We start from the raw sequence: 26,436 nt of genomic DNA, 5'->3' as shown, positions 1-26,436 counted from the left end.
GGCACATCGGAGGTGCCGCTCAAGGGGCGCGGGGAACTGCGCGCCCAGCCGACGCGCGTCCGCAGACCGCGAAGCACAGGACGGGGCACCCCGTGCTCGGAACCCGCAAGAGGGGCACGGGTTAGTACGGTGCTTCCCGAAGGGCCATGTGCTGTCTGAGGCGGGTCGTGTCCTCGTTCGTCCAGTCCTTCGGGCGGGCCACCGCCAGCCAGCCGTCGACGGAACCGTTGCCGTAGCGGTGGCCGTGGGGGGCGTCGACCGCGTAGGAGACGGCCATGTCGACCGTCGTCTGCCAGAAGGTGACGAAGGGGAACCAGTCCACGTTGCCCGTGATGTCCGGGCCCAGGGGTTCGCGGAGCCACTCGGGGCGGTGGAGGGCGAGGTCGGGGGACCACCAGACGATCGCGTCGGACGCGTTCTGGAGGTAGACCACACGCGGGTGCTTCCAGGTCCTCGCCCACGGCCCGGGCCGGGAGAGGTCCTCGCGGGGCCACTGCGCGAAGCGGAAGTTGCGGCCCTCGGCGTACACCGGGCGCCAGACCGGACTGCCGGGGTCGCGTTCGCGGGTCAGCTCGCGGCGGATCGGGGAGAAGTTCGGCGGCCCGGCGAGCAGCGCCCCGTCGACCTTGGCCAGCAGGTCGTCGGGGCCGTCGAACGCGGCCTCGATCCCGTACGCGCCCAGGCTCTCGCCGAAGACGAGCAGCTTGGGGCGCCGGGACGGGGGCTCCTGGAGCCAGCGTTCCCGTACGGCCTGGACGAGGGCGCGGTTGGCGCGGCCCGCCTGCTCCTTGTCGACGAGGAAGGAGACCCAGCTCGGCAGGTACGAGTACTGCACCGCGACGATCGCGGTGTTCCCGCCGTGCAGGAACTCCAGGGGCTCGGCGTCCGTGGAGTTCACCCAGCCCCGGCCCGTCGTGCCCGCGATGGCCAGTACGTCGCGGCGGAAGGCGCCGGTCCGTTCCAGCTCGCGCACCGCCAGCTTCGCGCGGGCCTTGAAGCCGTCGGCGGACTCCTGGCCGACGTAGACCCGGATCGGCTGCTCGGCGGGGCGGTGCGTGACGGCGGTGATCTCGCCGGGGGAGAGGGAGGAGCCGGTGAAGTTGCGGCCCTCGTAGCCCAGGTCGTCCCAGCGGACGAGCGAGTGCGGGCTGCCGGAGACATAGCGGGAGCCGGACTGGACGATGCCGTCCTTGGTGCCCTCGTCGGTGGCCTCGGCGAAGTGCGCGGCGACGTCGATGATGCCCCGCTCGAAGATCACGTCCCGGGTGCCGACCGTGACGGCGGTCGCGCTGATCAGCAGCCCGGCGACGATGGCGACGGGCCGGGGGACGTAGCGGCCGAGCAGCCGGATCAGCTTGCGGGTGGCGAGCCGGACGGCGCGGGCGAGCGCGACCAGGACCCAGCAGATGGCGATCGCCATCAGCGCGATCATCATCGAGTGCCAGGTCAGCGTCTCCGGCATCTCCTGGAGCCGCCGCAGCGTGCGCTGCGCGTCGGCGCTCCAGGAGAGCGCGGCGATGGTCATCCCGGTGCTGAGCACGTAGTACGCGAGCCATGCCCGGGCCCGCAGCCGCCGGGAGAGCTGCCACCTCTTGTGAGTGGCGAACCGCAGCAGCAGCCGGACGAGCCACCAGGCGAGCGCTCCGATGGCGTAACCGATCGCGGCGGTGATGCCGCCGATCACGCCCTGGAGGTACCAGGGGCGGGGCACGAGCGAGGGCGTCAGTGAGAGCCAGAAGAAGAGGGTCGCGCCCCACATCCCGGCGAGTCCGGGCCAGCGGCGCACGACCCAGGAGGGGTGCGGGGGATCCCAGTACGGACGTCTCAGCAGACGCCTGATCACCTGGCGCGTGGCGCCCGCCATGTCCCGCATCGCTCGCTTTCTCGCTCTTCAGTGCTCTTCGGTGCTCTTCGTCCCCGGGTAAGTATCGACGTCCGTGATCGCGGACGCAGCGGGGGGTGGCCGGGTTGCCCCGCGGCGCCCGGGCGGCCCGCGGCGGCGCCCGCACGCGGTTGCCGACAGTGCGTCGGCGGGTTTTCCTGAGGAAGGCGGTCTCGGATCCCGCACCTCACCCTCGTACAGCGGAGGACGCTCGATGAGCGACTACACCACCAACAACGTGGGCATCCCGGTGGAGAGCGACGAGCACTCGCTCACCGTCGGAGCCGACGGGCCGATCCTGCTCCAGGACCACTATCTGATCGAGAAGATGGCCCAGTTCAACCGCGAGCGGGTGCCCGAGCGCGTGGTGCACGCGAAGGGCAGCGGGGCGTACGGGTTCTTCGAGGTCACGAACGACGTCAGCCAGTTCACCAAGGCCGACCTGTTCCAGCCGGGGAGGCGGACGGAGATGCTGGCCCGCTTCTCGACCGTCGCGGGGGAGCAGGGCAGCCCGGACACCTGGCGCGACCCGCGGGGTTTCGCGCTGAAGTTCTACACCGACCACGGCAACTACGACATGGTCGGGAACAACACCCCCGTCTTCTTCGTGCGCGACACCATCAAGTTCCAGGACTTCATCCGCAGCCAGAAGCGCCACATCGGCAGCGGCCTGCGCGACAACGACATGCAGTGGGACTTCTGGACCCTCTCGCCGGAGTCCGCGCACCAGGTCACCTGGCTGATGGGCGACCGCGGCCTCCCCAGCTCGTACCGCCATATGAACGGGTACAGCTCGCACACCTACATGTGGATCAACGCGGCGGGCGAGAAGTTCTGGGTGAAGTACCACTTCAAGACCGACCAGGGCATCGGCTTCCTCACCCAGGAGGACGCCGACCGGCTCGCCGGCGAGGACGCCGACCTGCACCGCAGGGACCTGTGGGAGGCGATCGAGGGCGGCGACCACCCGTCCTGGACGCTGAGGGTCCAGATCATGCCGTTCGACGACGCGCCGGACTACCGGTTCAACCCCTTCGACCTGACCAAGGTGTGGCCGCACGGCGACTACCCCCTGATCGACGTCGGCCGGATGACGCTGAACCGGAACCCCGAGGATTTCTTCATCCACATCGAGCAGGCCGCCTTCGAGCCCTCGAACCTGGTGCCGGGCATCGCCCCGTCGCCGGACAAGATGCTGCTGGGCCGCCTCTTCTCGTACCCCGACACGCACCGCCACCGGATCGGGCCGAACTACGCGCAGCTCCCGCCCAACCGGCCGCACGTCCAGCCCGCCTCGTACGCCAAGGACGGGCCGATGCGGTACGTGACGCCGAACGTGGCCCGGCCGTACGCGCCGAACTCCTACGGCGGTCCCGCGGCCGACCCCCGGCGCTTCCCGCCGGTCGGCTGGAGCGTGGAGGACAGCGAGATGGTGCGGCACGCGTACACGCTGCGGCGGGACGACGACGACTGGGGCCAGGCGGGCACGATGGTGCGCGAGGTCCTGGACGACGCGGCCCGCGACCGGCTGGTGAACAACATCTCCGGCCATCTGCTGGGCGGCGTGAGCACCCCGGTGCTGGAGCGCGCGGTGCAGTACTGGCGGAACGTCGACAAGACGCTCGGCGACCGCGTGGCCGCCAAGGTCAGCGGCGGCTGATTCCGGCCCTTGCGCCGACCTCTCTTCCCGAGGCGTATACACATGGTGTATACGCCTCGGCTAGAGTGGGCCCATGTCCATCAGCCACACCCTGCTCGGCCTCCTGGAGACCGGACCCCGGCACGGGTACGACCTCAAGCGGGCCTTCGACGAGAAGTTCGGCCACGACCGGCCGCTCCACTACGGGCAGGTCTACTCGACCATGTCCCGCCTCCTGAAGAACGGCCTGGTGGAGGTCGACGGGATCGAGCCCGGGGGCGGCCCCGAGCGGAAGCGGTACGCGATCACGCACGCCGGGGTCACCGACGTCGAGGAGTGGCTCTCCCGCCCCGAGAAGCCCGAGCCGTACCTCCAGAGCACGCTCTACACCAAGCTCGTCCTCGCGCTGCTCACCCAGCGCGACGGGGCCGAGCTGCTGGACACCCAGCGCTCCGAGCACCTGCGGCTGATGCGTGAGCTGACCCGCCGCAAGACCGAGGGCGACCTGGCCGACCAGCTCATCTGCGACCACGCGCTCTTCCACCTGGAGGCCGACCTGCGCTGGCTGGAGACGGCCGCGGCGCGGCTCGACCGGCTCGCGAAGGAGGTCGGTGCATGACGGCCACGCACCAGGCCCCCGTCACCGAGGCCGCCGCCTCCGGCACCGGACCGGGCCCGGGCGGCGCGCTGCTGTCGGCCCAGGGCCTGCGCAAGACGTACGGCTCGACGCCCGCGCTCGACGGCGCGGACTTCTCCATCCGGGCCGGCGAGGTCGTCGCCGTGATGGGCCCCTCGGGCTCGGGCAAGTCCACGCTGCTGCACTGCCTCGCGGGCATCGTGCCGCCGGACGCCGGGACGGTCCATTACCGGGACCGCGAGGTCTCCGCGATGTCGGACTCCGCGCGCAGCGCGCTGCGCCGCACGGAGTTCGGGTTCGTCTTCCAGTTCGGCCAGCTCGTGCCGGAGCTGACCTGCCTGGAGAACGCGGCGCTGCCGCTGCGCCTCGCGGGCGCCGGGCGCAAGAAGGCCGAGGCCACCGCGCGCGAATGGCTGGACCGGCTGGAGGTCGACGACGTGCGTCACCACCGCCCCGGCCAGCTCTCCGGCGGCCAGGGCCAGCGCGTGGCCATCGCGCGGGCGCTCGCGGGCAGGCCCCGGGTCCTCTTCGCCGACGAGCCGACCGGCGCGCTCGACTCCCTCAACGGGGAGCGCGCCATGCAGCTCCTGACCCGGGCGGCCCGTGACACCGACGCCGCGGTGGTCCTCGTCACCCACGAGACCCGCGTCGCCGCCTATTCCGACCGCGAGGTCGTCGTCCGCGACGGCCGGGTGAAGGATCACGGGTCCGGCGTATGAGCGCATACGCGAGCCCGGGAGGGCCGCGGGCCTGGGCGCGTGATCTGGTCATGGGTGGCCGGTTCGCGCTCGCGGGCGGACGCCAGGGCTGGGTGCGCACCGCGCTCACGGCCGTCGGCGTCGGGCTCGGGGTCGCGGTGCTGCTGTTCGCCGCCTCCGTGCCCAGCGTGCTGCACGAGCGGGACGTCCGCGAGGACGCCCGTACGAGCGGCGGGACCGGTGAACCCCACCGCGGCCCGCACTCGCTGCTGATGGCCGAGGCGGGAACGACGTTCCACGGCAAGGACATCAACGGGAAACTCGTCGAGGCCGAGGGCGACGACCCCGTCACGCCGCCCGGCGTCGACCGCCTGCCCGCGCCCGGCGAGATGCTCGTCTCGCCCGCGCTGCGGAAGGCGCTGGACGACGAGGGCAACGAGGAGCTGACCCGCCGGCTCGACGGCCGCGTCGTCGGCACCATCGGCGACGAGGGCCTGCTCGGTCCCCACGAACTCGCCTTCTACCAGGGCGCCGACCAGCTCGACCCGCAGGACGCGCAGCGGTACGGGGCCTTCGGCGGAACGGTCGACGAGGAGCCCCTCGACCCCGTGCTGCTCCTGCTCGTCGTCGTCGCGTGCGCGGTGCTGGTGATGCCGGTCGCGGTCTTCATCGGCACGGCGGCGCGGTTCGGCGGCGAGCGGCGCGACCAGCGGCTGGCCGCGCTGCGGCTGGTCGGCGCCGACACCGCCATGGCGCACCGGATGGTCGCGGGCGAGTCCCTGGTCGGCGCCGCGCTCGGACTGCTGCTCGGCGGCGGCCTGTTCCTGGCGCTGCGCGCGGCCGTCGGCGGCCTCACGGTGTTCGGGCTGAGCGTCTTCCCCGCCGACGTCGTGCCCAGCGGGCCCATCGTGGCGCTGATCACCCTCGGCGTGCCGCTGGTGGCGGTCACCGTCGCCCAGTTCGCCATGCGCGCGATCGCCGTGGAGCCGCTGGGCGTGGTGCGGGAGAGCGAGCCGCGCCCGCGCCGCCTGTGGTGGCGGCTGGTGCCGCCGGTGGTCGGCATGCTGCTGCTCCTGCCGCTGGCGGGGACGGTCGTGAGCGGCCCGCCGGGCGGGGCGACCGGGGTGAACAAGCCCCGGGTCGTCGTCGGCGTGGTGCTCCTGCTGGGCGGCGTCGCGCTGCTGCTGCCCTGGGTCGTGGAGCGGATCGTGGGGAAGCTGCGCGGCGGCTTCCCGTCCTGGCAGCTCGCCGTGCGGCGGCTCCAGCTCGGCAGCGGCTCGGCGACCCGCGCGGTCAGCGGCATCACCATCGCGGTGGCCGGTGCGGTGGCCCTGCAGATCCTCTTCACGGGGGCGGACGCCGCCCTGCCGGGCTCGGAGGCCGAGAAGGGCCAGTACATGATCTCCGGGGCGACGACCACGGTCCGGCAGGCCGACGCGCTCCAGCGGGAGCTGGAGCGCGTCGACGGGGTCACGGCGGCGATGGCCCGCGTCGACGTGTACGGGTACACGCCGAAGGACGAGGACGTCATCGTCCCCGTCTCGGTGGGCACCTGCGAGATGCTGCGCAAGATGGCGACCGTCGGCGCCTGCCGCGACGGCGACGTGTTCGTGGCCCCGCGGTCCGGGGAGCGCATGGAGGACGTGCGGATCCCCGAGCCGGGCGAGAAGGTGCGGTTCGACGCGAGCGAGGGGGCCCGGGAGAAGAGCTTCGGCTGGACGGTCCCGGACTCGGCGCGCGACGTCCGGGGCAGGCGGCTGAACGACGAGATGCCCATCGAGGGCGTGCTCGCCACGCCCGCCGCGCTGGCGGCGGAGAAGACGGACTGGCCCACGCTGGAGGGCTGGATGCGCGTCGACCCGGACGACCCCGAGGCCCTGGAGCGTGCCCGTACCGCCCTCTACCAGGCCAACCCCTCCCTCTACGTGGGCGGTGCCGGGGACTCCTCGGAGGAGGATTTCTTCGGGGACATCAGGCGCGCGGTCCTCGCCGGGGCCGCGGGTGTGCTGGTGCTGATCGGCCTCAGCATGATCGTCTCGATGCTGGAGCAACTGCGCGAGCGGCGGCGGCAGCTCGCGGTCCTCGTCGCGTTCGGCACCCGCCGCACGACGCTGGGCGCCTCGGTGCTGTGGCAGACCGCCGTGCCCGTGGTGCTCGGCCTGGCCCTGGCGGTGGTCTTCGGCTCGGCGCTGGGCTGGGTGCTGATGCGGATGCTCGGCAGGCCCGTCGTCGACTGGTTCGGCTTCCTGCCCATCGTGGCGGGCGGCGCCGCGATGATCGTCGCGGTGACGCTGGTGAGCCTGCCGCCGCTGTGGCGGCTGATGCGGCCCGACGGCCTCCGTACGGAATAGCGGCCTCCGTACGGAACGGACCGAGGCCCCGGCCGGTCCCCCGTGCCGGCCGGGGCCTCATCCTTCGGGCCGCACGCGGCGGGGTCTCGTCAGGAGCGGGTCCTCTGCGTTAAAGTGATATCACTTTGCTAGGCCGTGACAGACGGCCGCGACCGCAGCGAGAAACGGGGGACCGCTCATGTCCGTGAACGACGCGAAGCCAGGTGGGCCGGAGATGCCGACGCCCGAGGTGCGCGAGGTGCAGGCGCACAGCATCCCGGGAGGGCTCGCGCTCCTCCTCGGCCTGGTCGGCTTCCTGGCCGGGGTCGGCATGGTCGTCGGCGGCGGGGCCCTCGCCTCCGGCGGCTCGGGGGCCGCGGGCGCGACCCTCATCGTGCTCGGCGTGCTGCTGCTGATCGGCTCGGTCTTCGCGATGTCGGGGCTGAACATGGTGGCGCCGGGCGAGGCCCGCGTCGTCCAGCTCTTCGGGCGGTACACGGGCACGATCCGCACCGACGGCCTCCGCTGGGTCAACCCGCTCACCAGCCGCCACAAGATCTCCACCCGCGTCCGCAACCACGAGACCGCGGTCCTCAAGGTCAACGACGCGTACGGGAACCCGATCGAGCTGGCCGCCGTCGTCGTCTGGCAGGTCGAGGACACCGCGCAGGCCACGTTCTCCGTCGACGACTACATCGAGTTCGTCTCCACCCAGACCGAGGCCGCGGTCCGCCACATCGCGATCGAGTACCCGTACGACGCGCACGAGGAGACGGGCCTCTCCCTGCGGGGCAACGCGGAGGAGATCACCGAGAAGCTCGCCGCCGAGCTGACGGCGCGGGTCCGGGCGGCCGGAGTGACGATCATCGAGTCCCGCTTCACGCATCTCGCGTACGCTCCGGAGATCGCCTCTGCCATGCTCCAGCGGCAGCAGGCCGGCGCCGTGGTCGCGGCGCGCAAGCAGATCGTGGAGGGAGCCTGCGGGATGGTCGAGGACGCGCTCGCCCGTATCACCGCGCAGGACTTCGTCGAGCTGGACGAAGAGCGGCGGGCTTCGATGGTGAGCAACCTGCTGGTGGTGCTGTGCGGCGACCGTTCGCCGCAGCCCGTCATGAACACCGGGTCGCTCTACCAGTGACCGAGCCCCCGCAGCGGCCCCGGCGCGCCCCGCGCAAGCAGGTCCTGCTCCGCCTCGACCCGGCGGTGCACGACGCGCTGGCGCGCTGGGCCGCGGACGAACTGCGCTCCACGAACGCGCAGATCGACTTCCTGCTGCGCCGGGCCCTGCGGGACGCGGGCCGCCTCCCCAAGGAGGCCAAGCCGCACCCGCCCCGGGGCCGCCCGCCGGCCGAGGAGTGAGCGGCGGCACCCACTTTGGCCTGCGCGTAGGGAAGTTGCGAACGCGCGCAGCGCACGGCCGGCGGTCTCCCTCCGGATCCGGGCGGCGCCATAGCGTGATCACTCGTCGTTGAGGGTTCGAGTGCATGGGAGACGCCGATGGGAGCCGCATCCCCGGTAGTGATTGACCCGACCGGCCGGGACATCCACGCGGAAGCCGCACGGATACGGGAGGGCGGGCCGATGGCGCCCGTCGAACTCCCGGGCGGGGTGGTCGCCTGGGCGGTCACCGACCCCGCGCTGCTCAGGAAGCTGCTGACCGACTCGCGCGTCTCGAAGGACCCGCGCCGGCACTGGCCGAAATGGATCAACGGGGAGATCTCCCCGGAGTGGCCGCTCTTCACCTGGGTCGCGGTGCGGAACATGTTCACGGCGTACGGCGGCGATCACAGGCGCCTGCGCACGCTGGTCGCCAAGGCGTTCACGGCCCGCAGAACGGCCGCGCTGCGGCCCCGTGTCGGGCAGATCGTCGGGGAACTCCTCGACGGCGTCGCGGAGTCCGGCCGCCGCGGCGACCCGGTGGACCTGCGGGAAGCGCTGTGCTATCCGCTGCCGATCCAGGTGATCGCCGAGCTGTTCGGACTGCCCGAGGAGCGCGGCGCGCGGCTGCGGACCCTCGTGGACGGCATCTTCCACACCTCCGCCGACCCGGAGGAGGCCGCCGCCACGTTCGCCGGGTTCCACACGGTCCTCGGCGAACTCGTGGCGCTCAAGCGGGAGACCCCCGGCGACGACCTCACGAGCGGGCTGATCGCCGCCCGCGACGAGGACGGCTCCCGGCTGAGCGAACAGGAACTCGTGGACACCCTGCTTCTGGTGATCAGCGCGGGCCACGAGACCACCGTGAACCTCCTCGACAACGCCGTCCACGCCCTGCTCACCCGCCCCCGGGAGCTGGAGCACGTACGGGAGGGCCGCGCGAGCTGGGACGACGTGATCGAGGAGACGCTCCGCTACGACTCCCCGGTGGCCAGCATTCCGCTGCGGTACGCGGTGACGGACATCGACGTGGGCGGCGCGGGCGAGGGCTCCGTGATCCGCGCGGGGGAGGCGATTCTCGCCTCGTACGCCGCCGCCGGACGGGACCCGGGGTGGTACGGCCCGGACGCCGACGACTTCGACGTGACCCGGGTCGGGAAGGAGCACCTGGCCTTCGGCCACGGGGCGCACTTCTGCCTCGGCGCCCCGCTGGCACGCCTGGAGGCGCGCATGGCGCTCCCGGCGCTCTTCGAGCGGTTCCCGGACCTCGCGCTCGCGGTCCCGCCGGAGGAGCTGGAGCCGGTGGAGTCCTTCATCTCCAACGGCCACCGCACGCTCCCCGTACGGCTGGGCTGACGGCCGCTCACTCCCCGCGCCACCAGGCCCGCAGCTTCCCCCACACCCCGTGCGAGCGCGCGGGGTGCGGGGGCACGGGCATGCCCGCCGCGGGCCCTGTGCCGAGGTCGAGGGTGGAGGGGGATGGAGACAGGGGAGCGGACGCCCCGGACGCCCCGGAGGCCGGAGGGAAGCGCACCGGCAGGGTGGCGAGTGCCCGGTGGAACGGCCCCGGCCGCCACCGGAGTTCCCCGGCCGGTACGGCCAGCTCCAGGTCGGGCAGCCGGTCCAGGAGCGTCTCGATGGCCACTCCGGCGATCAGCCGGGCCGGTCCCTGCGCGGGGCAGACGTGCGGCCCCGCGCTCCACGCCAGGTGGGCGCGGTTGCCCGCGCGCCGGTCGGCCGCGAGGGCCGGGTCGTTGTTGGCGGCGGCGAAGCTGATGACCAGCGGCACCCCCTGCTCCAGGACGGTGCCCTCGTACATGGTGTCGTGCGTGGGGTAGTGCACGCCGTAGTTGGCCATCGGCGGGTCGGTCCACAGGACCTCGTCGAGGGCGTCCTCGACGGGCATGCTGCCGCCGGCCAGGTCGCCAGCGAAGCGGTCGTCGGACAGCAGCAGCCGCAGGCTGTTGGCGATGAGGTTCTGCTCGGGCTCGGTGCCCGCGCCCAGCAGGACGACGAGCGTGTGCAGCATCTCCTCCTCGCTGAGCCGGGCGGGGTGGGCGAGGAGCCAGGACGTCACGTCCGGCCCCGGGCGCTCGCGCTTGAGGGCGATGAGTTCGAGGACGGAGCTGGTCAGGAGCGCGTTGGCGCGCTCGGGGTCGACGCCGTCGAAGATGCCGGACATGCCCTCGACGAGCCTGTCCCCGATCCCCGGCGGGCAGCCGAACATCTGGTTGAAGACGAGCAGCGGCAGCACACGCGCGTACTGGCCGAGCAGATCGGCCCGCCCGGCCGGGGCGAAACGGTCGATGAGCATCTCCGCGGCGTGCTCGACGTAGCGCCGCAGCGCGTCCGATTCGACGCGCGCGAGGCTGTCGGTGATCGCCTCGCGCAGCCTGCGGTGCTCCTCGCCGTGGGTGAACAGGGCGTTCGGCCGGAAGGCCATCATCGGGACGACCGGGGAGTCCGGGGGCACCGTGCCGTTCGCGAAGTCGGCCCACAGCCGGGCGTCCTTGGAGAAGGTCTCCGGGCTGCGCAGCACGTGCAGGGCCGCTTCGTAGCCGACGACGAGCCGGGCGCGTACGCCGGAGGTGAGTTCGACCGGCACGACGGGACCCAGCGCGCGCAGCCGTGCGTAGGTGGCGGCGGGGTCGGCGGCGAACTCGGGGGCGTACAGCGATGCCGCGGGCGCCGCGGGCGCCGCGGGCGCCCCGGGCGTCCCGGCGTGCGCGGGGCAGCCGGGCGGCGGGGCGGCAGCGGCGCCGTGTGCGCCGGGGGGAGGGGTCACGCTTGCTCCAGGGGACGGGGTTCTGCTCTGCGGGACTGGAGGTGCTCGACCAGCGAGATCAGCGCGTGCGTGGAGGAGACGCGGTCGCGCGCGTCGCAGCGGACGAGCGGGGTGCCGGGCAGCAGGTCGAGCGCGTCCCGCACCTCTTCGAGCGCGAAGGCGGGCGCGCCCTCGAACTGGTTGACCGCCACGGCGTACGGCAGGTCCATCTCCTCCAGGACCCCCATCACCTCGAAGGAGTCGCCGAGATGGCGGGTGTCGGCGAGGACGAGCGCGCCGAGCGCGCCGCGGGTCATGTCCCGCCACAGCGACGTGAAGCGCTGCTGTCCGGGCGTGCCGAAGAGATAGAGGACGAGCGTGTCGCTGAGCGTGAGCCGCCCGAAGTCCATGGCGACCGTGGTGGTGGTCTTGCCGCTGACCCCGGCCAGGTCGTCGACGACGGCGCCGGCCTGCGTCATCACCTCCTCGGTGTGCAGCGGCCGGATCTCGGACAGCGTACGGACGTACGTGGTCTTGCCGACGGCGAAGTGGCCGACGACCAGCAGCTTCGCGGCGGTCTGCACCGTACGTCGCAGATGGACGCCGGAGCCGTCAGAGGAGGGCGCGGAGCCCATCGAGCACCTCCTGGAGGATGCGGACTTCGGTTGGCTGAGCGGTGGGGACGGGGGCGCGGGTGACGATGTGACCGCTGTCCATCAGGTCGGCGATCAGCACCTTGGCGACGCTGACGGGCAGTGCGAGATGCCCGGCCACCTCGGCGACCGAGAGCGCCCCCGGCCGGCACAGCTCCATCACCCCGCGCTTCTCCGGACTCAGCCCGGTCAGCGGCAGATCGTCCGTGGCGATCAGCAGCGTGACCAGGTCCAGGGTGTTGCGGGTGGGCTGGGAACGCCCGTCGGTCAGGACGTACGGACGTACCAGCCGCTCCCCCTTCCGTTCCCTCGGGGGCGGTGTCACAGGAAGCTGCCGGTGTCCGTCCGGACCGGGCTGGTCAGCTCGCGTCCGAGCCGGTCCACCAGCTTGTGCATGCGGTACGTGACGGCCTCCATGTCCACGTTCTCCGTGGTGGAGACCGCCAGGTAGGCGCCCTGGCCGGCGGCCACCAGGAACACGTAGCCGTGCGCGAACTCGATCAGCGTCTGCTGCCAGGGGGTGTCGGGGCTGCCGCAGAACTCGGCGGTGCTGCGGCTGATCGACTGCACGCCGGAGAGCCCGGCGGCGAGCCGCTCGGCGTCGTCCCTGCCGATCTCCGCGGAGTGTGCCCGGAGCATGCCGTCCGCCGAGAGCAGGATCGCGTGCAGCGCCTCCGGCACCCTGAGGACCTCGTCGAGCATCCAACCCAGCTCGTTGGTCGTGGGCTCGATCATTCTTCTGTGGTCCTTTCGTGGTCGGGGGAGGCGGCGGCACGGCCTGCCCGGCCATGACGGGTGCCGCGCGCGAACGCCCCCATGCGCTGGGCGGTTTCGGCGGCCGTACGGCCCTGCGGCTGCGCGGCGCCGCGAGCGGGGTGCTGCTCGGGTGCGTGCTGCTCGGCGGCGCTCTGCGCGGGCGTTCTTCGGCGCCGTCTGGGGAGGCCGCCCGCTGTGGTCCCGAGGGACGCGGCGGGCTCGGCGGGAGCGGCGGGCTCAACGGGCCCAACGGGCTCAGCGGGCTCAGCGGGCTCAGCGGGCTCAGCGGGCTCAACGGGGGAGGGGGCAGCGGGAGCGGCGGGGGAAGCGGGAGGCGTGGGGGGCACGGTGTCTCCGGTCACATGGGTGAGCAGGGACGCGGGGAGGAACAGCACGGCACGTACGCCCCCGTACGGGGACCGTGTGTCGACGGACACCTCGAAGCCGTACCGCGCCGCGAGCACGCCGATCGCCGCGAAGCCGAACTGCGGGGGGTCGTCGAGCTGGGTGACGTTCACGGCCTTCCGCCCGGACAGCAGCAGCGCGGCGCGCTGCGTGGCCTGCCGGTCCATGCCGACCCCCGCGTCGTCGATGACGACGCAGGCGCCGTTGTGCACCGTCTGGACATCGACCTCGACGCCGGTGTTGGGCTGCGAGTGCCGCGCGGCGTTGTCGAGCAGCTCGGCGACGGCGAGGACCACCGGCTCCACCGCGCGGCTCTCCAGGGCGATATCGGCCTGGCCGTGGATCCGCACGCGCCGGTAGTCGCGGATGCGCGACTTCGCGCCCCGTACGACGTCGGTGAGGGGGGCGGCCGCGCGCTGCCTGCCGGGCCAGGAGCCGCTGAGCACGGCGATGGCCTGGGCGCGCCGCCCGAACTGCGCGTTCGTGTGGTCGATCTCCAGCAGGTCCCGCAGCACGTCGGGGTGGTCGTGCCGGTCCTGCATGGCGGAGATGGCGACCTGCTGTTCGTTGGCGAGCGCTTGGACGGCGCGCATCGAGGTCTTGAGCGCGGCCTTCGCCGAGCGGTCGGCACGGGCCTGCGCGTGGGCGACCGCGCCGGTGAAGCGCTCCAGGACGCCTTCGAGGCCGAGGGCGAACTCGGTGGACGCCAGCCGCTCGTCCAGCAGCCCGGCCCCCTGGACGCGGTGGCCCGCCCCGCCCGGCGGGGCGCTCTCCACGGCGGGCAGCCGTACGGCCACCAGGTGCCGGACCTCCTCGTCACGTGCCCGCAGACTCTCCGTCAGCTCCGCGTTCCGCCGCCGCGTCCGCGCGGTGATCCCGCTCTGCCGGACCAGCAGAACAGCGACGGCGAGCAGGCCGGCGGCGAGGCACCACAGCACCACCGCCTCCGGTGTGTCGTAAGTCATTGGTGTCCTAGAGGCAGATGTGAACCTACGGGCCGGAGGATGCTAACTCCGGCTCCCCGCCCCGCTCTTCAGCGTGCGCGCAGGGAAGTTTCCGTCATACGCAGCGATGTGACGGCGGGGAGCGCGCCCTGCACTACCCTTCGGGCGCAGAACGATCAGGCAGAGGCGCAGAGGGCCGGAGGGAGTTCGGTGTCCGCGACGAGCACGTACACGGTGGAAGAGCTGAGAACCGGCGACGTCGCGCCCCCGGAGCGTGCCCGCTACTGGCTGGAGCGCACCGGCGGTTACCAGTCGAGGATGGCGTACGCCTATCCGCACACCGACGACTTCCACGGCCGTACGGTCTGCCAGCGCACCGGCACGTACCAGATCGTCCGCTTCTGGTCGGACCAGATCGATTACGCCCGTACGGCACGGCAGATCCGCGCCGACCCCGACGAGGACTACCGCTTCCTGGTGCCGCTCGGCGGCAGCCTGCTGCTGCGCCAGGACGGCCAGGAGACCGCCCTCGCCCCCGGCAGCGGCCTCCTGTTCCCCTTCAGCGCGCCGTTCGAGTGCCGCCAGGCCGACGACTCGGGTGCCCTCCTCCTCACCGTCCCCGCCCGCGAGATCGACGGCCCGCTCGGCCGCCGGTCCCCGCTCGCGGCCTTCCCGGACCTCAGCACGGGGCTCGGGCGGATCGTCGGCACCATGCTGGGCACCCTCTACGACGAGCGCGACAGCCTCACGGCCGGGCACTTCGACGCGGTCACCGACCGTGTCGTCGAGCTGCTGTGCATGCTCGTCTCCGGCGACGACCGCCCGGACGCGCCCGGGCATCTGGCGGAGGTCGAGAAGCACGTCCGACGGCACGTGCGCGAACACGCCGCCGACCCCGGCCTCACCGGCAACACGGTGGCCCGCGCGCTGGGCTGGTCCCTGCGCCAGGTCCAGCTCGCCCTGCAGCGCGCGGGCACCACGCCGCGCGAACTCATCCGCGAGGAGCGCCTCCGCCTGGTCCGCGACCGCCTGCGCTGCGCCGAATGCGACCACCTCACCATCGCCGACCTCGCCCACTCCTCCGGCTTCTCCTCGGCCAGCGCCCTGAGCACGGCGTTCCGGCAGCGCTACGGGGTGAGCCCGCGTGAGATGCGCCACGGCGGCGCGAGCGGCTCAGGCGGTTCCAGCGGTTCCGGCGGTTCCGGCGGTTCCGGCGGCCCGAGCGGCTCAAGCGGCTCAAGCGGCTCGTGACGGTGTTCCCTCGTCCGCGACCCGTACCGGCAGGTGGCGCAGCGTCGAGCGCAGCGCGGCGGCGAACGCGGTGAACTCGTCCTCCCGCGCGGACCCGGCCCGCATCGCGAGGCCGACCCGGCGTGACGGCGCGGGATCGGCGAAGTGCGCCGTACGCAGCGAGCCGTTGCGGCCCGTCTCCACGCGGACGGCGGTGCGCGGCAGCAGCGTGACGCCCATGCCGCCCGCGACGAGCTGGACCAGCGTGGAGAGCCCGGCCGCGCTCGTGGAGACCTGCGTGCCCTGGGTGTGCCCGGCCTCGCGGCAGATGTCGAGGGCCTGGTCGCGCAGGCAGTGCCCCTCGTCCAGGAGCAGCAGGTCCAGCTCGGGCAGCAGCGCGCGCGGCAGGTCGCGGCGGCCCGCGTGCGGGTGGCCGTCGGGCGTGACGAGCACGAAGTCCTCGTCGAACAGGGGGATCTCCCGTACGCCCGCGGCGCCCAGCGGCATCGCGAGCAGCAGCAGGTCGAGCCGCCCCTCGCCGAGCCCGTCGAGCAGCGAGGCCGTCTGCTCCTCGTGGACCTGGAGGTCCAGCTCCGGGTAGCGCTCCTGGACGAGGCCGAGCACGGCGGGCAGCAGATACGGGGCGACCGTGGGGATCACGCCCAGCCGCAGCACCCCGGTGAACGGGGCCCGCGCGGCCTCCGCCTCCTCCAGCAGATCGCCGAGGGCGTGCAGCACGGCCCGTGCGCGGACGGCCATGCGTTCACCGGCGGGGGAGAGGAGTACCTTTCGGGTGGTCCTCTCCAGCAGCCGGACGCCCAGCGTCTCCTCCAGCGCGGCCACCGCGCCCGAGAGCGCGGGCTGGCTCATCCCGATCGCGCTAGCGGCCTCCCGGAAGTGGAGATGCTCCGCGACGGCGGAGAACGCCCGCAACTGGGACAGGCTGGGCTTCACTGTGACGCCTCGCACTCATACTCGCTGCTCGCTGATAAGGGGTTCCGATCAACCCGACCCAGCTTAGCTATTTCCGCGATCAATGCCGCCTGTGGTTAGGTGGTCGGGTCCAACCCGTTGAAATGCCCCGCTAGTCTGGCGTATAGGGCATTTCGCCCTGCAAGGAGTGCGTGTTGCTCACTGTCGGTGACAAGTTCCCCGAGTTCGATCTGACTGCCTGTGTCTCGCTGGAGAAGGGCAAGGAGTTCGAGCAGATCAACCACAAGACCTACGAGGGCAAGTGGAAGATCGTCTTCGCCTGGCCCAAGGACTTCACCTTCGTCTGCCCGACGGAGATCGCCGCCTTCGGCAAGCTGAACGACGAGTTCGCCGACCGTGACGCGCAGATCCTCGGCTTCTCCGGTGACAGCGAGTTCGTGCACCACGCCTGGCGCAAGGACCACCCGGACCTGACCGACCTGCCCTTCCCGATGCTGGCCGACTCCAAGCACGAGCTGATGCGCGACCTGGGCATCGAGGGCGAGGACGGCTTCGCGCAGCGCGCCGTCTTCATCGTGGACCAGAACAACGAGATCCAGTTCACGATGGTGACCGCCGGCTCCGTCGGCCGTAACCCGAAGGAGGTCCTCCGGGTCCTCGACGCGCTCCAGACCGACGAGCTGTGCCCGTGCAACTGGACCCAGGGCGAGGAGACCCTGGACCCGGTCGCGCTGCTGGCCGGTGAGTGATTCCCCATGGCGCTCGATGACCTGAAGCAGGCCCTTCCGGACTACGCGAAGGACCTCAAGCTCAACCTCGGTTCCGTCATAGGCAACTCGGAGCTGCCCAAGCAGCAGCTCTGGGGCACGGTGCTCGCCTGCGCCATCGCCTCCCGCTCGGGCATCGCGCTGCGCGCGCTGGAGCCCGAGGCGAAGGAGAACCTGAGCGACGAGGCGTACACCGCGGCGAAGTCCGCCGCCGCCGTCATGGCGATGAACAACGTCTTCTACCGCACCCGGCACCTGCTGTCGGACCCGGAGTACGGCACGCTGCGCGCCGGGCTGCGGATGAACGTCATCGGCAACCCCGGTGTCGAGAAGACCGACTTCGAGCTGTGGTCCCTCGCGGTCTCCGCGATCAACGGCTGCGGCCAGTGCCTCGACTCGCACGAGCAGGTGCTGCGCAAGGCCGGGGTCGACCGCGAGACGATCCAGGAGGCCTTCAAGATCGCCGCCGTCGTCCAGGCGGTCGGCACCACCCTGGAGGCAGAGGCCCAGCTCGCCTCCTGACCTCCGCGCGGCCGCGAACGGCCCGTGTCCGACGCTCCGGCGCCGGGTACGGGCCGTTCCGCTTTCCGGGTGCCCGCCGCCGAAGCTGCGCAGAGTGCGCAAAAAAGATCTGCACAAGTGCTTGTTCTGAGCAATTGGGCGCCCTCATGATGGGCGGACCGCTCGGAGGAGGTCAGCGTGGATCTTCAATTGCTCGCCGCACTCGTCCTCGGGATAGCCACGATCGTCGTGATCGTGCTGCGCACCCGGATGGACGCGTTCTTCGCCCTGCTCGTGGCCGCCCTGGTCACCGGCTTCGTCGCGGGTGAACCCGCCACCAAGGTCATCGACGCGATCACGACCGGATTCGGCAACACCCTCGGCTCGATCGGCATCGTGATCGGCCTCGGCGTCGGGCTCGGCAAGATCCTCGAAGTCTCCGGCGCCGCCGACGCCCTGGCCAAGGCCTTTGTGAAGGCCCTCGGCAAGGGCCGCGAGCCCTGGGCCATGGGCGGCACCGGAGCGGTCGTCTCGATCCCCGTCTTCTGCGACTCGGGGTACGTGATCATGAATCCGCTGGCCCGCTCCATCGCCCGCCGCAAGCGCGCCGGATACGTCACCCTCGCGCTCGCCCTCGGCTGCGGCATGACGCTGACCCACCACCTCGTCCCGCCCACTCCCGGCCCGCTCGGCGTCGCGGGCATCCTGGGTGCCGACCTGGGCGGACTCGTGCTCGCGGGGCTGGTGTTCGCACTGCTCCTGCTCCCCGTCGTCGTGCTCTACGCCCGCTGGATCGGGCCCAGGCTGGAGGACCGGCTCCTCCCCGAGGTGCGCGAGGCGGTCTACGGGAAGGAGGGCGAGGAGCAGCAGGGGGAGGAGCGCGACCCCGCCGCCGCGCTCGGCCCGGCGCCCGAGGGCGCGAAGCCGCACCGGATGTCGGCCTGGACGGCCTTCCTCCCGCTCCTCGTCCCGCTGGCGCTGATCATCGCGAACACCGTCGCCACCGCCGTCGACCAGAACGCGCAGGACGCGGTCGGAGACGAGAAGAAGTACGACCCCTCGCCCCTCGCCGAGGCCCTCTCCTTCGTCGGCAACCCGGTCGTCGCGCTGCTCATCGGCCTCGTCCTCGCCGTCTATGTGCTCCTGCCGCGCTGGACGACCCGTACGCAGGTCGGCGGCTGGCTCTCGGAGGCCGCCGCCTCGGCGGGCCTGATCATCCTCATCACCGGCGCGGGCGGCGCGCTCGGCGAGGTGCTGCGCGCCTCCGGCGTCGGCGACGAGATGGCGGAGGCCATCGCCTCCTGGAGCCTGCCGGGCGTGCTCGTCCCGTTCCTGATCGCGTCGCTCGTCCGGCTCGCGCAGGGCTCCGGCACCGTCGCGATGATCACCGCGGCCTCGGTCTCCGCGCCCCTCGTCGCCGGGCTCGGGATCTCCCCGCTCCTCGCCGCCCTCGCCTGCTGCGCGGGCTCGATGGTCTTCAGCTACTTCAACGACTCCTACTTCTGGGTCGTGACCCGCTTCGCCGGCCTCGACGGGGTCGCGGCCCTCAAGGGCTGGTCCGGCATCACGACCGCGGTCTGGCTGGGCTCGCTGCCGCTGCTCCTGGTCGGGAGCGCGGTCCTGTGAGCGGCGGGGGACGTGCGGGGCACGGGGTGCTCGTCGTCGCCGACGACCTGACCGGTGCCAACGCGACGGCCGCCGCCTTCGCCCGTACGGGCCTGCGGGCCGTCACGCTCGGCGCCGACCAGCCGCCCGACGCCGCCGCCGAGTTCGCCTCCCGCTTCGACGTGGTGGTCGTCAGCACGGACGCCCGGCACAGCCCGCCGGAGCACGCGGCGGCCCGGATGCGGGACCTCGTACGTGCGGCCGGGCCGCGGGCCCTCGTCAGCAACCGCGTCGACTCCACCCTCCGCGGCAACCTCGGCGCGACGACCGCCGCCGCGCTGGCAGCCGTGCGGGAGACGACCGGGCGCCGGGCCGTCGCGCTGTGCGCCCCCGCGCACCCCGAGGCGCGGCGGCTGACCGTCCAGGGCTGCCAACTCCTCGACGGCGTACGCCTGGAGGAGACCGAGCTGGCCCGCGACCCCCGTTCGCCGCTGCCGACCTCCGATGTGGCGGCCCTGCTCCGGCGCCAGGCCGAGCTGCGTACGGCGCACCTCCCGCTGGCCGCCGTCACCGGCACCGACGGCGGCGGCCCGCGCGCACACGTCGCCCGCGCGCTCGCGGACGGCGCCGAGGTGCTGATCGCCGACGCGCTGACCACCGAGCACCTGGACCGGGCCGCGGCGGCGGCCGTACGGGAGGGCGGCGACGACCTCGTCTGGGTCGGCGTCGACCCCGGCCCCGGCTCCGTCGCGCTCGCCCGCGCGCTCGGCCTCACCCGCCACACGGCCGGGGCGCCCGTGCTCGCCGTCTCCGGCTCGGCGACCCGGCTCACCCGCCTCCAGCTCGCCCGGCTGCGCGCCGAGTTCCCGGTCACGGTCGTACGGATGCCCGCCGCGCCCTCGTCCGCTCCGGCGCCCGGCGAGACGGAGGCCGCCCTCGACGCGGCCCTGGCGGCGGCGGGCCCCGAGGACGTCGTGCTGCTCGCCACGGTCCTCGACGACGCGGACGTCGTCGAGCGGATCGGCCCCGAGGACGCCGAACGGCTCCCCCGCGTGCTGGCCCGCACCGTGCGCCGGGCGCTCGAACGGCACACGGTCGACGGGCTGTTCGCCACCGGCGGCGACGTCGCCGCCGCGCTCTTCGCCGAACTCTCCGCGCGCGGCCTGGACGTCGAGGAGGAACTGGTGCCGCTCGCCGTGGCGGGCACGTTCGTGGGAGGACCATGGGCAGGGCTGCCGGTGGTCACCAAGGGCGGGCTCGTCGGCGACGCCGGTACGACCGTCGCCTGCGTCTCCCATCTGCGGCGGGCCGCCGCCGTGGCCCGCCGGCACGTACGCGCCGCGGAAGCGGGCGGCGCCCCGCACACCGCGCATACCCGGCACGCCCCGCACATCCCGCACATCCCGCAGGAGGAAGCGTCATGAACCGTCCCGTCCTCGCCGTCACCCTCGGCGACCCGGCAGGCATCGGCCCCGAGATCACCGCCCGTACCCTCGCCCAGGTCGCGGGCGAGGAGGGCCACCACGGGATCGCCGTCGGCGACGCGGAGGCCCTGCGCCGGGGCGCCCGCGCCGCCGGGGCCGACGTGGAGGTGCGCGAAGTGCGCGACTTCGGCACCGCGCCCGCCGGGCCCGGCGTCATCGACGTGTACGACACGGGGGTGCTCGGCACGGACGTACCGGAGTGGGGCACCGTCGACGCGCGCGCCGGGCGTGCCGCCGTCACCGCCATCGAGGCCGCCACCCGCGCGGCCCTCGACGGCGCCGTCAGCGGCATCGTCACCGGCCCGATCAACAAAGAGGCGATCTGGCAGACTGGCTCGGAGCACCTCGGGCACACCGAGATGCTGGGGGAGCTGACCGGAGTGACGCGCCAGGACACCATGTTCGTGGTGCGGGGCACCGCCGCGCCGGGCCACCACCTGCGCATCTTCTTCACCACGAGGCATGTGTCGCTGCGCAGGGCCCTCGACCAGATCACCGAGGAGCGCGTGGGGCACTCGATCCGGGAGGCGGTCACCGCGCTGCGCGTCTTCGGCACCGAGCGTCCGCGGCTCGCCGTCGCCGCGATCAACCCGCACGGCGGGGAGAACGGCGCCTTCGGCGACGAGGAGATCGTCCACCTCGCCCCGGCGGTGGAGGCCGCGCGCGCCGAGGGACTCGACGTCACAGGCCCGGTCCCCGCCGACTCCGTCTTCCACCAGGGCCTGACCGGCCGCTACGACGGGGTGCTCTCCCACTTCCACGACCAGGGCCACATCCCGGCCAAGACCTACGACTTCGACGGCACCATCTCGGTGACGGTCGGGCTGCCGATCCTCCGTACGTCGGTCGACCACGGCACGGCGTTCGACATCGCGGGCACCGGCAGGGCCGACCACGCGACGATGCTCTCCGCCTACCTCGCCGCCGTCGACTACGCCCCGTTCGCCCCGCTGATCCGTGAGACCTATGGCCACTGACCCCGAGCCCCGTACGCCCCAGGCCCGCCGGAGCACCCGCGCGCGGCACGACGCGCTGCTCCGGCTGCTGCGCGAGGGCACCACGCACGTCGACGAACTCGCCGCCGCGGTCGGCGTCTCGCCCTCCACGGTCCGCCGCGACCTCGGACGCCTGACCGAGGACCGCAAGGTGGCCCGTACGTACGGCGGGGCCGTCGTGCCCGAGGCCTTCCAGGAACGGCCGGTCGCCGAGAGCGCGCTCGTACGGCCCGCCGCGAAGGCGGCCATCGCGGCGGCGGCCGAACCGCTCGTGCCGAGATCCGGCGCGGTCTTCATCGACGCGGGCACGACGTGCGCGGCGCTGGCCCGGCGGCTCGCGGAGGGCGGCCACGAGGGACTGGTCGTCACCCGCGGCCTGGAGACGGCGGCGCTGCTCGCCGACGCGCCCGGGATCGACGTCGTGATGCTCGGCGGCAGCGTACGCCCGCTGAGCCACGGGCTCGTGGGGCCGCTGACGGAACTCGCCCTGGATCGGCTCTCCTTCGCCGTCGCGTTCCTGGGCGCGGACGCGGTCGATCCGGCGCGGGGTGTGGGCGAGCCGACGCTGGAGGAGACGGCGGTCAAGGAGCGGATCGCCGCGCGGGCGGGGCGCGTTGTGGTGCTGGCCGACGCGACGAAGCTGGTGCCTGTGGCGCCGGCGGCGCCTGCGTGGGCCTGGCCCGGCGGCACCTGGACCCTCGTCACGGACGCCCAGGCCCCACCCACCCTCCCCACCCACTGCGCCCAATCCCACATCACCTTGATCCAGCCCCCGGAATAGCGACCTTGCCCTCTCCGGCACACCGGGTTCGAGACTTCTGGGCTCGCCCCGTCAGGGGCGCGCAGGGGGACGGAGGGAGAAGCGCAGTGCGGGGACCCCGCGCTCGGCGGCGAAGTCGGGGCGCTCGGCATGGAAATGGCGGGGGAAAGTGGGGGGTGCACCTAGAATTCGTTCATGACGGCGCACTGGCCCCCCGGCACCCACATCCTGTGGCGCTATCGAGCCAACGGCACCCCGCACCCCCACATCTGCCGCCCTGTCACCGTGGTCAGGGACGACGACGCGCTGCTCGCGGCATGGATGGCACCCGGCACGCTGTGCGTGAAGCCGGAGCTGGCCGACGGCACGCCGGTTCACCGCGAGCCGCTGGCCACCCGCTACACCAAGCCCCGCACCACCACGCTCTCGCGCTGGTTCGGCACCGGCGTGCTGAAGCTCGCGCGGCCCGGCGAGCCGTGGTCGGTGTGGGTGTTCTGGGAGCGGGACTGGGTCTTCAAGAACTACTACGTGAACCTGGAGGAGCCGCTGCGCCGCTGGGCCGGCGGCGTGGACTCGGAGGATCACTTCCTCGACCTCGCCGTCCACCCGGACGGCCGTTACGAGTGGCACGACGAGGACGAGTTCGCGGAGGCACAGCGGGCGGGACTGATGAGCGCGGACCAGGCGGCGCGCGTACGCGCGGCGGGGCGCGAGGCCGTCGCCGCGATCCGGGAGTGGCGCACGCCCTTCGCCGACGGCTGGGAGGACTGGCGCCCGGACCCCTCCTGGCCTGTGCCGGAGCTGCCCGCCGACTGGGACCGGCGCCCCGTGCGCGAGCACGAGCAGGCGGGGCCCTGAACGGGCCCCGGGCCGGGGGCGCACGGGGGATCGTTCAACACGTGCCTGCACCGACCTCCCAATGCCCCTTGATAGGCCCCCATACTGCAAACGTAGGATCAACATCCGTAAGCGGATGGCCACAACAACTTCCCTCGCTCCCCGAGGACTTGGCAGACGGTCAGAACGGTCAGAGAGGAGCCCACTCGTGAGCGGCAGCGACGGGCACGGGGCGTACCACGGGGCCTACGGGGCCTTCGACCGGGCCAGCATCGACAGGTCGGGCCAGGCCGAGGCGTTCGACGCCATCGGCGACCGCTACGACGAGGCGTTCCCGCACAAGGAGGGACAGCTCGCGGCCGGGCAGTGGCTCGCGGACCTGCTCCCGCCGGGCTCGCGGGTGCTGGACGTCGGCTGTGGCACGGGCCTGCCCTCCGCGCGCCAACTGGCGGACGCGGGGCACCGGGTGACCGGCATCGACGTGTCACCTGCGATGCTGAAGCTGTGCCACGACAACGTTCCGGAAGGCGAGTTCCTCCGCGTCGACATGGCGGACCTGGAGTCGTCGGGCCTCGGGCCCTTCGACGGAGCCGTCGCCTTCTTCTCCCTGCTGATGCTGCCCCGGGTGGAGATCCCCTTCGCTCTGCGGATGCTGCACGAGCAGATCAGGGACGACGGCCCCCTGGCGCTCGCCATGGTCGAGGCGGACGTGGACGACTTCTCCATTCCGTTCCTGGGCAACACGATCCGGGTATCCGGCTATCTGCGAGACGATTTGCGGCGGATCGTGAGCGAGGCGGGCTTCGAGATCGCGAGCGAGGACGCCTACGCGTACGCTCCGGCGAGTACCGACGTACCCCCCGAGATCCAGCTCTTCCTGCACTGCCGACGACGCCCATAGACCGCGAGCACCCAGCGCTGGGCGTGCGCCGACGCGCAGCCCCGGATGGATGGAAACCGAACGCGTGACGGAGCACGAGAAGCCTGCGGCGAGCGCCACCGAGCCGACGCCGCCCCCGCCTGCGGGCAACTCCCGGCGCGGCCAGGGGAACCCGGCGGGGCCCCCGGGCGCGAGCCCTGCCGGGTCCGGCGGCCCGGCGGGCCCGCTGGGCCCGTTGGGCCATGACGCCGTGGGACGCCCCCGGCCGGAGGCGGCCGATGAGCACGCGCCGCAGCCGCAGCCGCAGTCGCAGTCGCAGGTACAGGCGCAGGCTCAGCCTTCTGGTCAGTCGTCCTCCGGTTCCGTCACGCCGATGGCCTCCTCCTCCCCGCTCCCCGAGGGCGCGGGGCAGCGGGACCCCGCCGAGGGCGAGCGCGCCGAGCGCGAGCGGCGCGGCGGCGACCGGCTGCGCTTCGTGGGCGCCGCGACCCGCCGTATCGCGCGCGGTGTCGACCTCGACGAGACGGTGCTCGGGCTGTGCCGGGCGAGCGTTCCGGCGTACGCGGACGCGATCCTCGTCTATCTGCGCGACCCGCTTCCCGTCGGCGACGAGCGGCCCACGGGCCCCGTCGTGCTGCGGCTGCGGCGCAGCGACCGTATCCCCGAGTACCCGCAGTTCACGCAGACGCAGACGCAACCGCAGATCCCCGAGGCGCGGGCGACGGCGCCGGACGACCCGGCCGCCGGGGCCCTGGGCGCCGTCCCGATGCTGCCGCTGCTCGGCGCCGCGGGCGCGGGCCAGGACGCCGGGCGCGCGGTCGCGGGCGCCGCGGGCGGCCAGGGGCAGTCGGGCCCCGCCGCCTCCGAACTGGCCGAGGTGCGCCCCGGCGGGCCCCTCGCCGAGGTGCTGCGCGGGGTGCGTCCCGTCTTCGCCGACTCGCCCGCGGCCAGCGCCGCCCTGCCCGAACTCCTGGGCCCGGGCCGGGACGTGCCCGGCGGGCACCGCGCGGTCCTCGCGCCCCTGCGCGGGCGCCGAAGAGTGATCGGTGCCGCCGTCTTCCTGCGGCGGCCCGACCGCCCGGCGTTCGAGCCGGACGACCTCTTGATCGCCGCCCAGCTCGCCACGCACACCGCGCTGGGCGTGGACAAGGCCGTGCTGTACGGCCGTGAGGCGTACATCGCCGACGAGCTGCAGCGCACCATGCTGCCCGACGAACTCCCGCAGCCCACGGGCGTGCAGCTCGCCAGCCGCTATCTGCCCGCCGCCGAGACGGCCCGGGTGGGCGGCGACTGGTACGACGCGATCCCGCTGCCCGGCTCGCGCGTCGCCCTCGTCGTCGGCGACGTCATGGGCCACTCGATGACCTCCGCGGCGATCATGGGCCAGCTCCGTACGACCGCGCAGACGCTGGCCGGGCTCGACCTGCCGCCGCAGGAGGTCCTGCACCATCTCGACGAGCAGGCCCAGCGCCTCGGCAGCGACCGCATGGCCACCTGTCTCTACGCGGTCTACGACCCCGTCGCCCACCGCATCGTCGTCGCCAACGCGGGCCACCCGCCGCCCGTGATGCTGCACCGCGGCGGCCGCGCCGAGGTGCTCCGCATACCGGCGGGCGCCCCGATCGGTGTGGGCGGCGTCGACTTCGAGGCCGTCGAACTGGACGCCCCGGCGGGCGCCACGCTGCTCCTCTACACCGACGGGCTGGTCGAGTCCCGGCAGCGCGACGTCTGGACGGGCATCGAGCACCTGCGCGAACGCCTGGCGGCGACGGCCCGCCTGACCCGCCCGGGCGCGGCGGCACCGCTCGAACCGCTCTGCGACGAGGTCCTCGACATCCTCGGTCCCGGCGACCGCGACGACGACATCGCCCTGCTCGCCGCCCGCTTCGACGGCATCGCGCCCAGCGACGTCGCGTACTGGTTCCTCGACCCGCGCGCCCAGACCGCCGGGCAGGCCCGCCGCCTCGCGCGCCGCGCGCTGGCCCGCTGGGACCTGGAGGAGCTGACCGAGCCCGTCGAGCTGCTGGTGAGCGAGATCGTCACCAACGCGGTGCGGTACGCGGAACGACCCATCACCCTCCGCCTGCTGCGCACCGACACCCTCCGCTGCGAGGTCGGCGACGACGTCCCCCAGCTCCCCCGCCTCCGCCAGGCCCGCGCCACGGACGAGGGCGGCCGGGGCCTCTACCTCGTCAACCGCCTCGCCCGCCGCTGGGGCGCCACACGCCTCTCGACGGGCAAGGTGGTCTGGTTCGAACTGGGGTTGCCGTAGGCCCGCCGCACCTCGATGTCGGCGTCTCTCCCGCTGCCGCGGACGGGCTGCCGCGCGCGGCGCGTCGCGGGCTGCGGCTGCGCCGTG

The 26,436-nt window shown here is 73.2% G+C and carries 24 protein-coding genes; 17 read left to right on the top strand and 7 right to left on the bottom strand.

Features of this window, described 5'->3' with window-relative positions; genetic code table 11:
• Nucleotides 1-121 precede the first annotated feature (121 nt).
• Entirely contained in the window at nt 122-1,873 is a 1,752-nt protein-coding gene (locus tag ABD343_RS13260) for an alpha/beta hydrolase (protein ID WP_344527508.1), read from the bottom strand.
• A 223-nt stretch (nt 1,874-2,096) separates the two neighbouring features.
• Here ABD343_RS13260 and ABD343_RS13255 point away from each other — a divergent pair, with 223 nt between their 5' ends.
• From ABD343_RS13255 to ABD343_RS13225, 7 genes are all read left to right on the top strand, one after another.
• On the top strand, nt 2,097-3,542 hold the full coding sequence (locus ABD343_RS13255; protein ID WP_344527507.1) for a catalase: 1,446 nt from the start codon (nt 2,097-2,099) through the stop codon (nt 3,540-3,542).
• Nucleotides 3,543-3,615: 73 nt separating this feature from the next.
• Nucleotides 3,616-4,140, top strand: a complete 525-nt coding sequence (locus ABD343_RS13250) for a PadR family transcriptional regulator (RefSeq protein ID WP_344527505.1) — start codon at nt 3,616-3,618, stop codon at nt 4,138-4,140.
• The gene (locus tag ABD343_RS13245; protein ID WP_344527503.1) at nt 4,137-4,877 is read left to right on the top strand and encodes an ABC transporter ATP-binding protein; all 741 of its coding nucleotides are present in this window, start codon (nt 4,137-4,139) and stop codon (nt 4,875-4,877) included. The genes ABD343_RS13250 and ABD343_RS13245 overlap by 4 nt, the downstream gene beginning before the upstream one ends.
• The gene (locus ABD343_RS13240; RefSeq protein WP_344527501.1) at nt 4,874-7,207 is read left to right on the top strand and encodes an ABC transporter permease; all 2,334 of its coding nucleotides are present in this window, start codon (nt 4,874-4,876) and stop codon (nt 7,205-7,207) included. Before ABD343_RS13245 ends, ABD343_RS13240 begins: the two co-directional genes overlap by 4 nt.
• A gap of 178 nt (nt 7,208-7,385) precedes the next feature.
• Nucleotides 7,386-8,324: an SPFH domain-containing protein gene (locus ABD343_RS13235; protein ID WP_344527499.1), complete on the top strand. Its 939-nt coding sequence runs from the start codon at nt 7,386-7,388 to the stop codon at nt 8,322-8,324.
• Nucleotides 8,321-8,545, top strand: a complete 225-nt coding sequence (locus ABD343_RS13230; protein ID WP_344527498.1) for a type II toxin-antitoxin system antitoxin — start codon at nt 8,321-8,323, stop codon at nt 8,543-8,545. The genes ABD343_RS13235 and ABD343_RS13230 overlap by 4 nt, the downstream gene beginning before the upstream one ends.
• Before the next feature lie 138 nt (nt 8,546-8,683).
• Nucleotides 8,684-9,919, top strand: a complete 1,236-nt coding sequence (locus ABD343_RS13225; protein ID WP_344527496.1) for a cytochrome P450 family protein — start codon at nt 8,684-8,686, stop codon at nt 9,917-9,919.
• A 7-nt stretch (nt 9,920-9,926) separates the two neighbouring features.
• Here the strand turns inward: ABD343_RS13225 and ABD343_RS13220 are convergent, their stop codons facing one another.
• The 5 genes from ABD343_RS13220 to ABD343_RS13200 are packed head-to-tail and all read right to left on the bottom strand — an operon-like array spanning nt 9,927 to nt 14,106.
• Nucleotides 9,927-11,348, bottom strand: coding sequence for a cytochrome P450 (locus ABD343_RS13220; RefSeq protein WP_425578168.1), 1,422 nt, complete (start codon nt 11,346-11,348; stop codon nt 9,927-9,929).
• Nucleotides 11,345-11,962 carry a GTP-binding protein gene (locus ABD343_RS13215; RefSeq protein WP_344527494.1) on the bottom strand — a complete coding sequence of 206 codons (618 nt, stop codon included), beginning with the start codon at nt 11,960-11,962 and terminating at the stop codon, nt 11,345-11,347. Before ABD343_RS13215 ends, ABD343_RS13220 begins: the two co-directional genes overlap by 4 nt.
• A complete protein-coding gene (locus tag ABD343_RS13210; protein ID WP_344527492.1) occupies nt 11,940-12,305 on the bottom strand; it encodes a DUF742 domain-containing protein in 366 nt (121 codons plus the stop codon). Before ABD343_RS13210 ends, ABD343_RS13215 begins: the two co-directional genes overlap by 23 nt.
• Nucleotides 12,302-12,715 carry a roadblock/LC7 domain-containing protein gene (locus ABD343_RS13205; protein WP_344527490.1) on the bottom strand — a complete coding sequence of 138 codons (414 nt, stop codon included), beginning with the start codon at nt 12,713-12,715 and terminating at the stop codon, nt 12,302-12,304. The genes ABD343_RS13210 and ABD343_RS13205 overlap by 4 nt, the downstream gene beginning before the upstream one ends.
• A complete protein-coding gene (locus tag ABD343_RS13200) occupies nt 12,712-14,106 on the bottom strand; it encodes an ATP-binding protein (RefSeq protein ID WP_344527488.1) in 1,395 nt (464 codons plus the stop codon). The genes ABD343_RS13205 and ABD343_RS13200 overlap by 4 nt, the downstream gene beginning before the upstream one ends.
• Nucleotides 14,107-14,295: 189 nt before the next feature.
• Here ABD343_RS13200 and ABD343_RS13195 point away from each other — a divergent pair, with 189 nt between their 5' ends.
• Nucleotides 14,296-15,336 carry an AraC-like ligand-binding domain-containing protein gene (locus ABD343_RS13195; protein WP_344527486.1) on the top strand — a complete coding sequence of 347 codons (1,041 nt, stop codon included), beginning with the start codon at nt 14,296-14,298 and terminating at the stop codon, nt 15,334-15,336.
• Here ABD343_RS13195 and ABD343_RS13190 read toward each other — a convergent pair.
• Complete coding sequence (locus ABD343_RS13190; RefSeq protein WP_344527484.1) at nt 15,322-16,269, bottom strand: hydrogen peroxide-inducible genes activator; 948 nt, start codon at nt 16,267-16,269, stop codon at nt 15,322-15,324. The genes ABD343_RS13195 and ABD343_RS13190 overlap by 15 nt on opposite strands.
• 173 nt (nt 16,270-16,442) lie before the next feature.
• On the opposite strand from ABD343_RS13190, the gene ABD343_RS13185 reads away from it, so the two are divergent.
• From ABD343_RS13185 to ABD343_RS13145, 9 genes are all read left to right on the top strand, one after another.
• Nucleotides 16,443-16,997: a peroxiredoxin gene (locus ABD343_RS13185; protein WP_344527482.1), complete on the top strand. Its 555-nt coding sequence runs from the start codon at nt 16,443-16,445 to the stop codon at nt 16,995-16,997.
• A gap of 6 nt (nt 16,998-17,003) precedes the next feature.
• Complete coding sequence (locus ABD343_RS13180) at nt 17,004-17,537, top strand: alkyl hydroperoxide reductase (protein ID WP_344527480.1); 534 nt, start codon at nt 17,004-17,006, stop codon at nt 17,535-17,537.
• Between the two features lie 177 nt (nt 17,538-17,714).
• Nucleotides 17,715-19,142 (top strand): GntP family permease, encoded by a 1,428-nt coding sequence (locus ABD343_RS13175; RefSeq protein WP_344527478.1) that lies wholly within the window; start codon nt 17,715-17,717, stop codon nt 19,140-19,142.
• The gene (locus ABD343_RS13170; protein WP_344527476.1) at nt 19,139-20,545 is read left to right on the top strand and encodes a four-carbon acid sugar kinase family protein; all 1,407 of its coding nucleotides are present in this window, start codon (nt 19,139-19,141) and stop codon (nt 20,543-20,545) included. Before ABD343_RS13175 ends, ABD343_RS13170 begins: the two co-directional genes overlap by 4 nt.
• On the top strand, nt 20,542-21,582 hold the full coding sequence (pdxA, locus tag ABD343_RS13165; RefSeq protein WP_344527475.1) for a 4-hydroxythreonine-4-phosphate dehydrogenase PdxA: 1,041 nt from the start codon (nt 20,542-20,544) through the stop codon (nt 21,580-21,582). Before ABD343_RS13170 ends, pdxA begins: the two co-directional genes overlap by 4 nt.
• Nucleotides 21,572-22,381, top strand: coding sequence for a DeoR/GlpR family DNA-binding transcription regulator (locus ABD343_RS13160; protein WP_344527473.1), 810 nt, complete (start codon nt 21,572-21,574; stop codon nt 22,379-22,381). The genes pdxA and ABD343_RS13160 overlap by 11 nt, the downstream gene beginning before the upstream one ends.
• Nucleotides 22,382-22,555: 174 nt before the next feature.
• Nucleotides 22,556-23,218, top strand: coding sequence for a cytidylyl-2-hydroxypropylphosphonate hydrolase (gene fomD, locus ABD343_RS13155; RefSeq protein WP_344527471.1), 663 nt, complete (start codon nt 22,556-22,558; stop codon nt 23,216-23,218).
• 187 nt (nt 23,219-23,405) lie between these two features.
• Nucleotides 23,406-24,098 carry a class I SAM-dependent DNA methyltransferase gene (locus ABD343_RS13150; RefSeq protein WP_344527469.1) on the top strand — a complete coding sequence of 231 codons (693 nt, stop codon included), beginning with the start codon at nt 23,406-23,408 and terminating at the stop codon, nt 24,096-24,098.
• Between the two features lie 49 nt (nt 24,099-24,147).
• On the top strand, nt 24,148-26,349 hold the full coding sequence (locus tag ABD343_RS13145; protein ID WP_344527467.1) for a SpoIIE family protein phosphatase: 2,202 nt from the start codon (nt 24,148-24,150) through the stop codon (nt 26,347-26,349).
• Nucleotides 26,350-26,436 lie beyond the last annotated feature (87 nt).

It is taken from the genome of Streptomyces albiaxialis (genome assembly GCF_039530985.1).
Lineage (GTDB): Bacteria > Actinomycetota > Actinomycetes > Streptomycetales > Streptomycetaceae > Streptomyces > Streptomyces albiaxialis.
Note: the sequence above shows the minus strand (reverse complement) of the source record. Positions and strands in the feature narration are given on the sequence as shown.

Bases quoted from the DNA above. Each gene is read 5' to 3' on its own strand.
- ABD343_RS13160 (WP_344527473.1), top strand. From the start codon at position 21,572: ATGGCCACTGACCCCGAGCCCCGTACGCCCCAGGCCCGCCGGAGCACC.
- ABD343_RS13260 (WP_344527508.1), bottom strand. From the start codon at position 1,873: ATGCGGGACATGGCGGGCGCCACGCGCCAGGTGATCAGGCGTCTGCTG.
- ABD343_RS13180 (WP_344527480.1), top strand. From the start codon at position 17,004: ATGGCGCTCGATGACCTGAAGCAGGCCCTTCCGGACTACGCGAAGGAC.
- fomD (WP_344527471.1), top strand. From the start codon at position 22,556: ATGACGGCGCACTGGCCCCCCGGCACCCACATCCTGTGGCGCTATCGA.
- ABD343_RS13245 (WP_344527503.1), top strand. From the start codon at position 4,137: ATGACGGCCACGCACCAGGCCCCCGTCACCGAGGCCGCCGCCTCCGGC.
- ABD343_RS13250 (WP_344527505.1), top strand. From the start codon at position 3,616: ATGTCCATCAGCCACACCCTGCTCGGCCTCCTGGAGACCGGACCCCGG.
- ABD343_RS13200 (WP_344527488.1), bottom strand. From the start codon at position 14,106: ATGACTTACGACACACCGGAGGCGGTGGTGCTGTGGTGCCTCGCCGCC.
- ABD343_RS13225 (WP_344527496.1), top strand. From the start codon at position 8,684: ATGGGAGCCGCATCCCCGGTAGTGATTGACCCGACCGGCCGGGACATC.
- ABD343_RS13205 (WP_344527490.1), bottom strand. From the start codon at position 12,715: ATGATCGAGCCCACGACCAACGAGCTGGGTTGGATGCTCGACGAGGTC.
- ABD343_RS13255 (WP_344527507.1), top strand. From the start codon at position 2,097: ATGAGCGACTACACCACCAACAACGTGGGCATCCCGGTGGAGAGCGAC.
- ABD343_RS13240 (WP_344527501.1), top strand. From the start codon at position 4,874: ATGAGCGCATACGCGAGCCCGGGAGGGCCGCGGGCCTGGGCGCGTGAT.
- ABD343_RS13215 (WP_344527494.1), bottom strand. From the start codon at position 11,962: ATGGGCTCCGCGCCCTCCTCTGACGGCTCCGGCGTCCATCTGCGACGT.
- ABD343_RS13145 (WP_344527467.1), top strand. From the start codon at position 24,148: ATGGAAACCGAACGCGTGACGGAGCACGAGAAGCCTGCGGCGAGCGCC.
- ABD343_RS13235 (WP_344527499.1), top strand. From the start codon at position 7,386: ATGTCCGTGAACGACGCGAAGCCAGGTGGGCCGGAGATGCCGACGCCC.
- pdxA (WP_344527475.1), top strand. From the start codon at position 20,542: ATGAACCGTCCCGTCCTCGCCGTCACCCTCGGCGACCCGGCAGGCATC.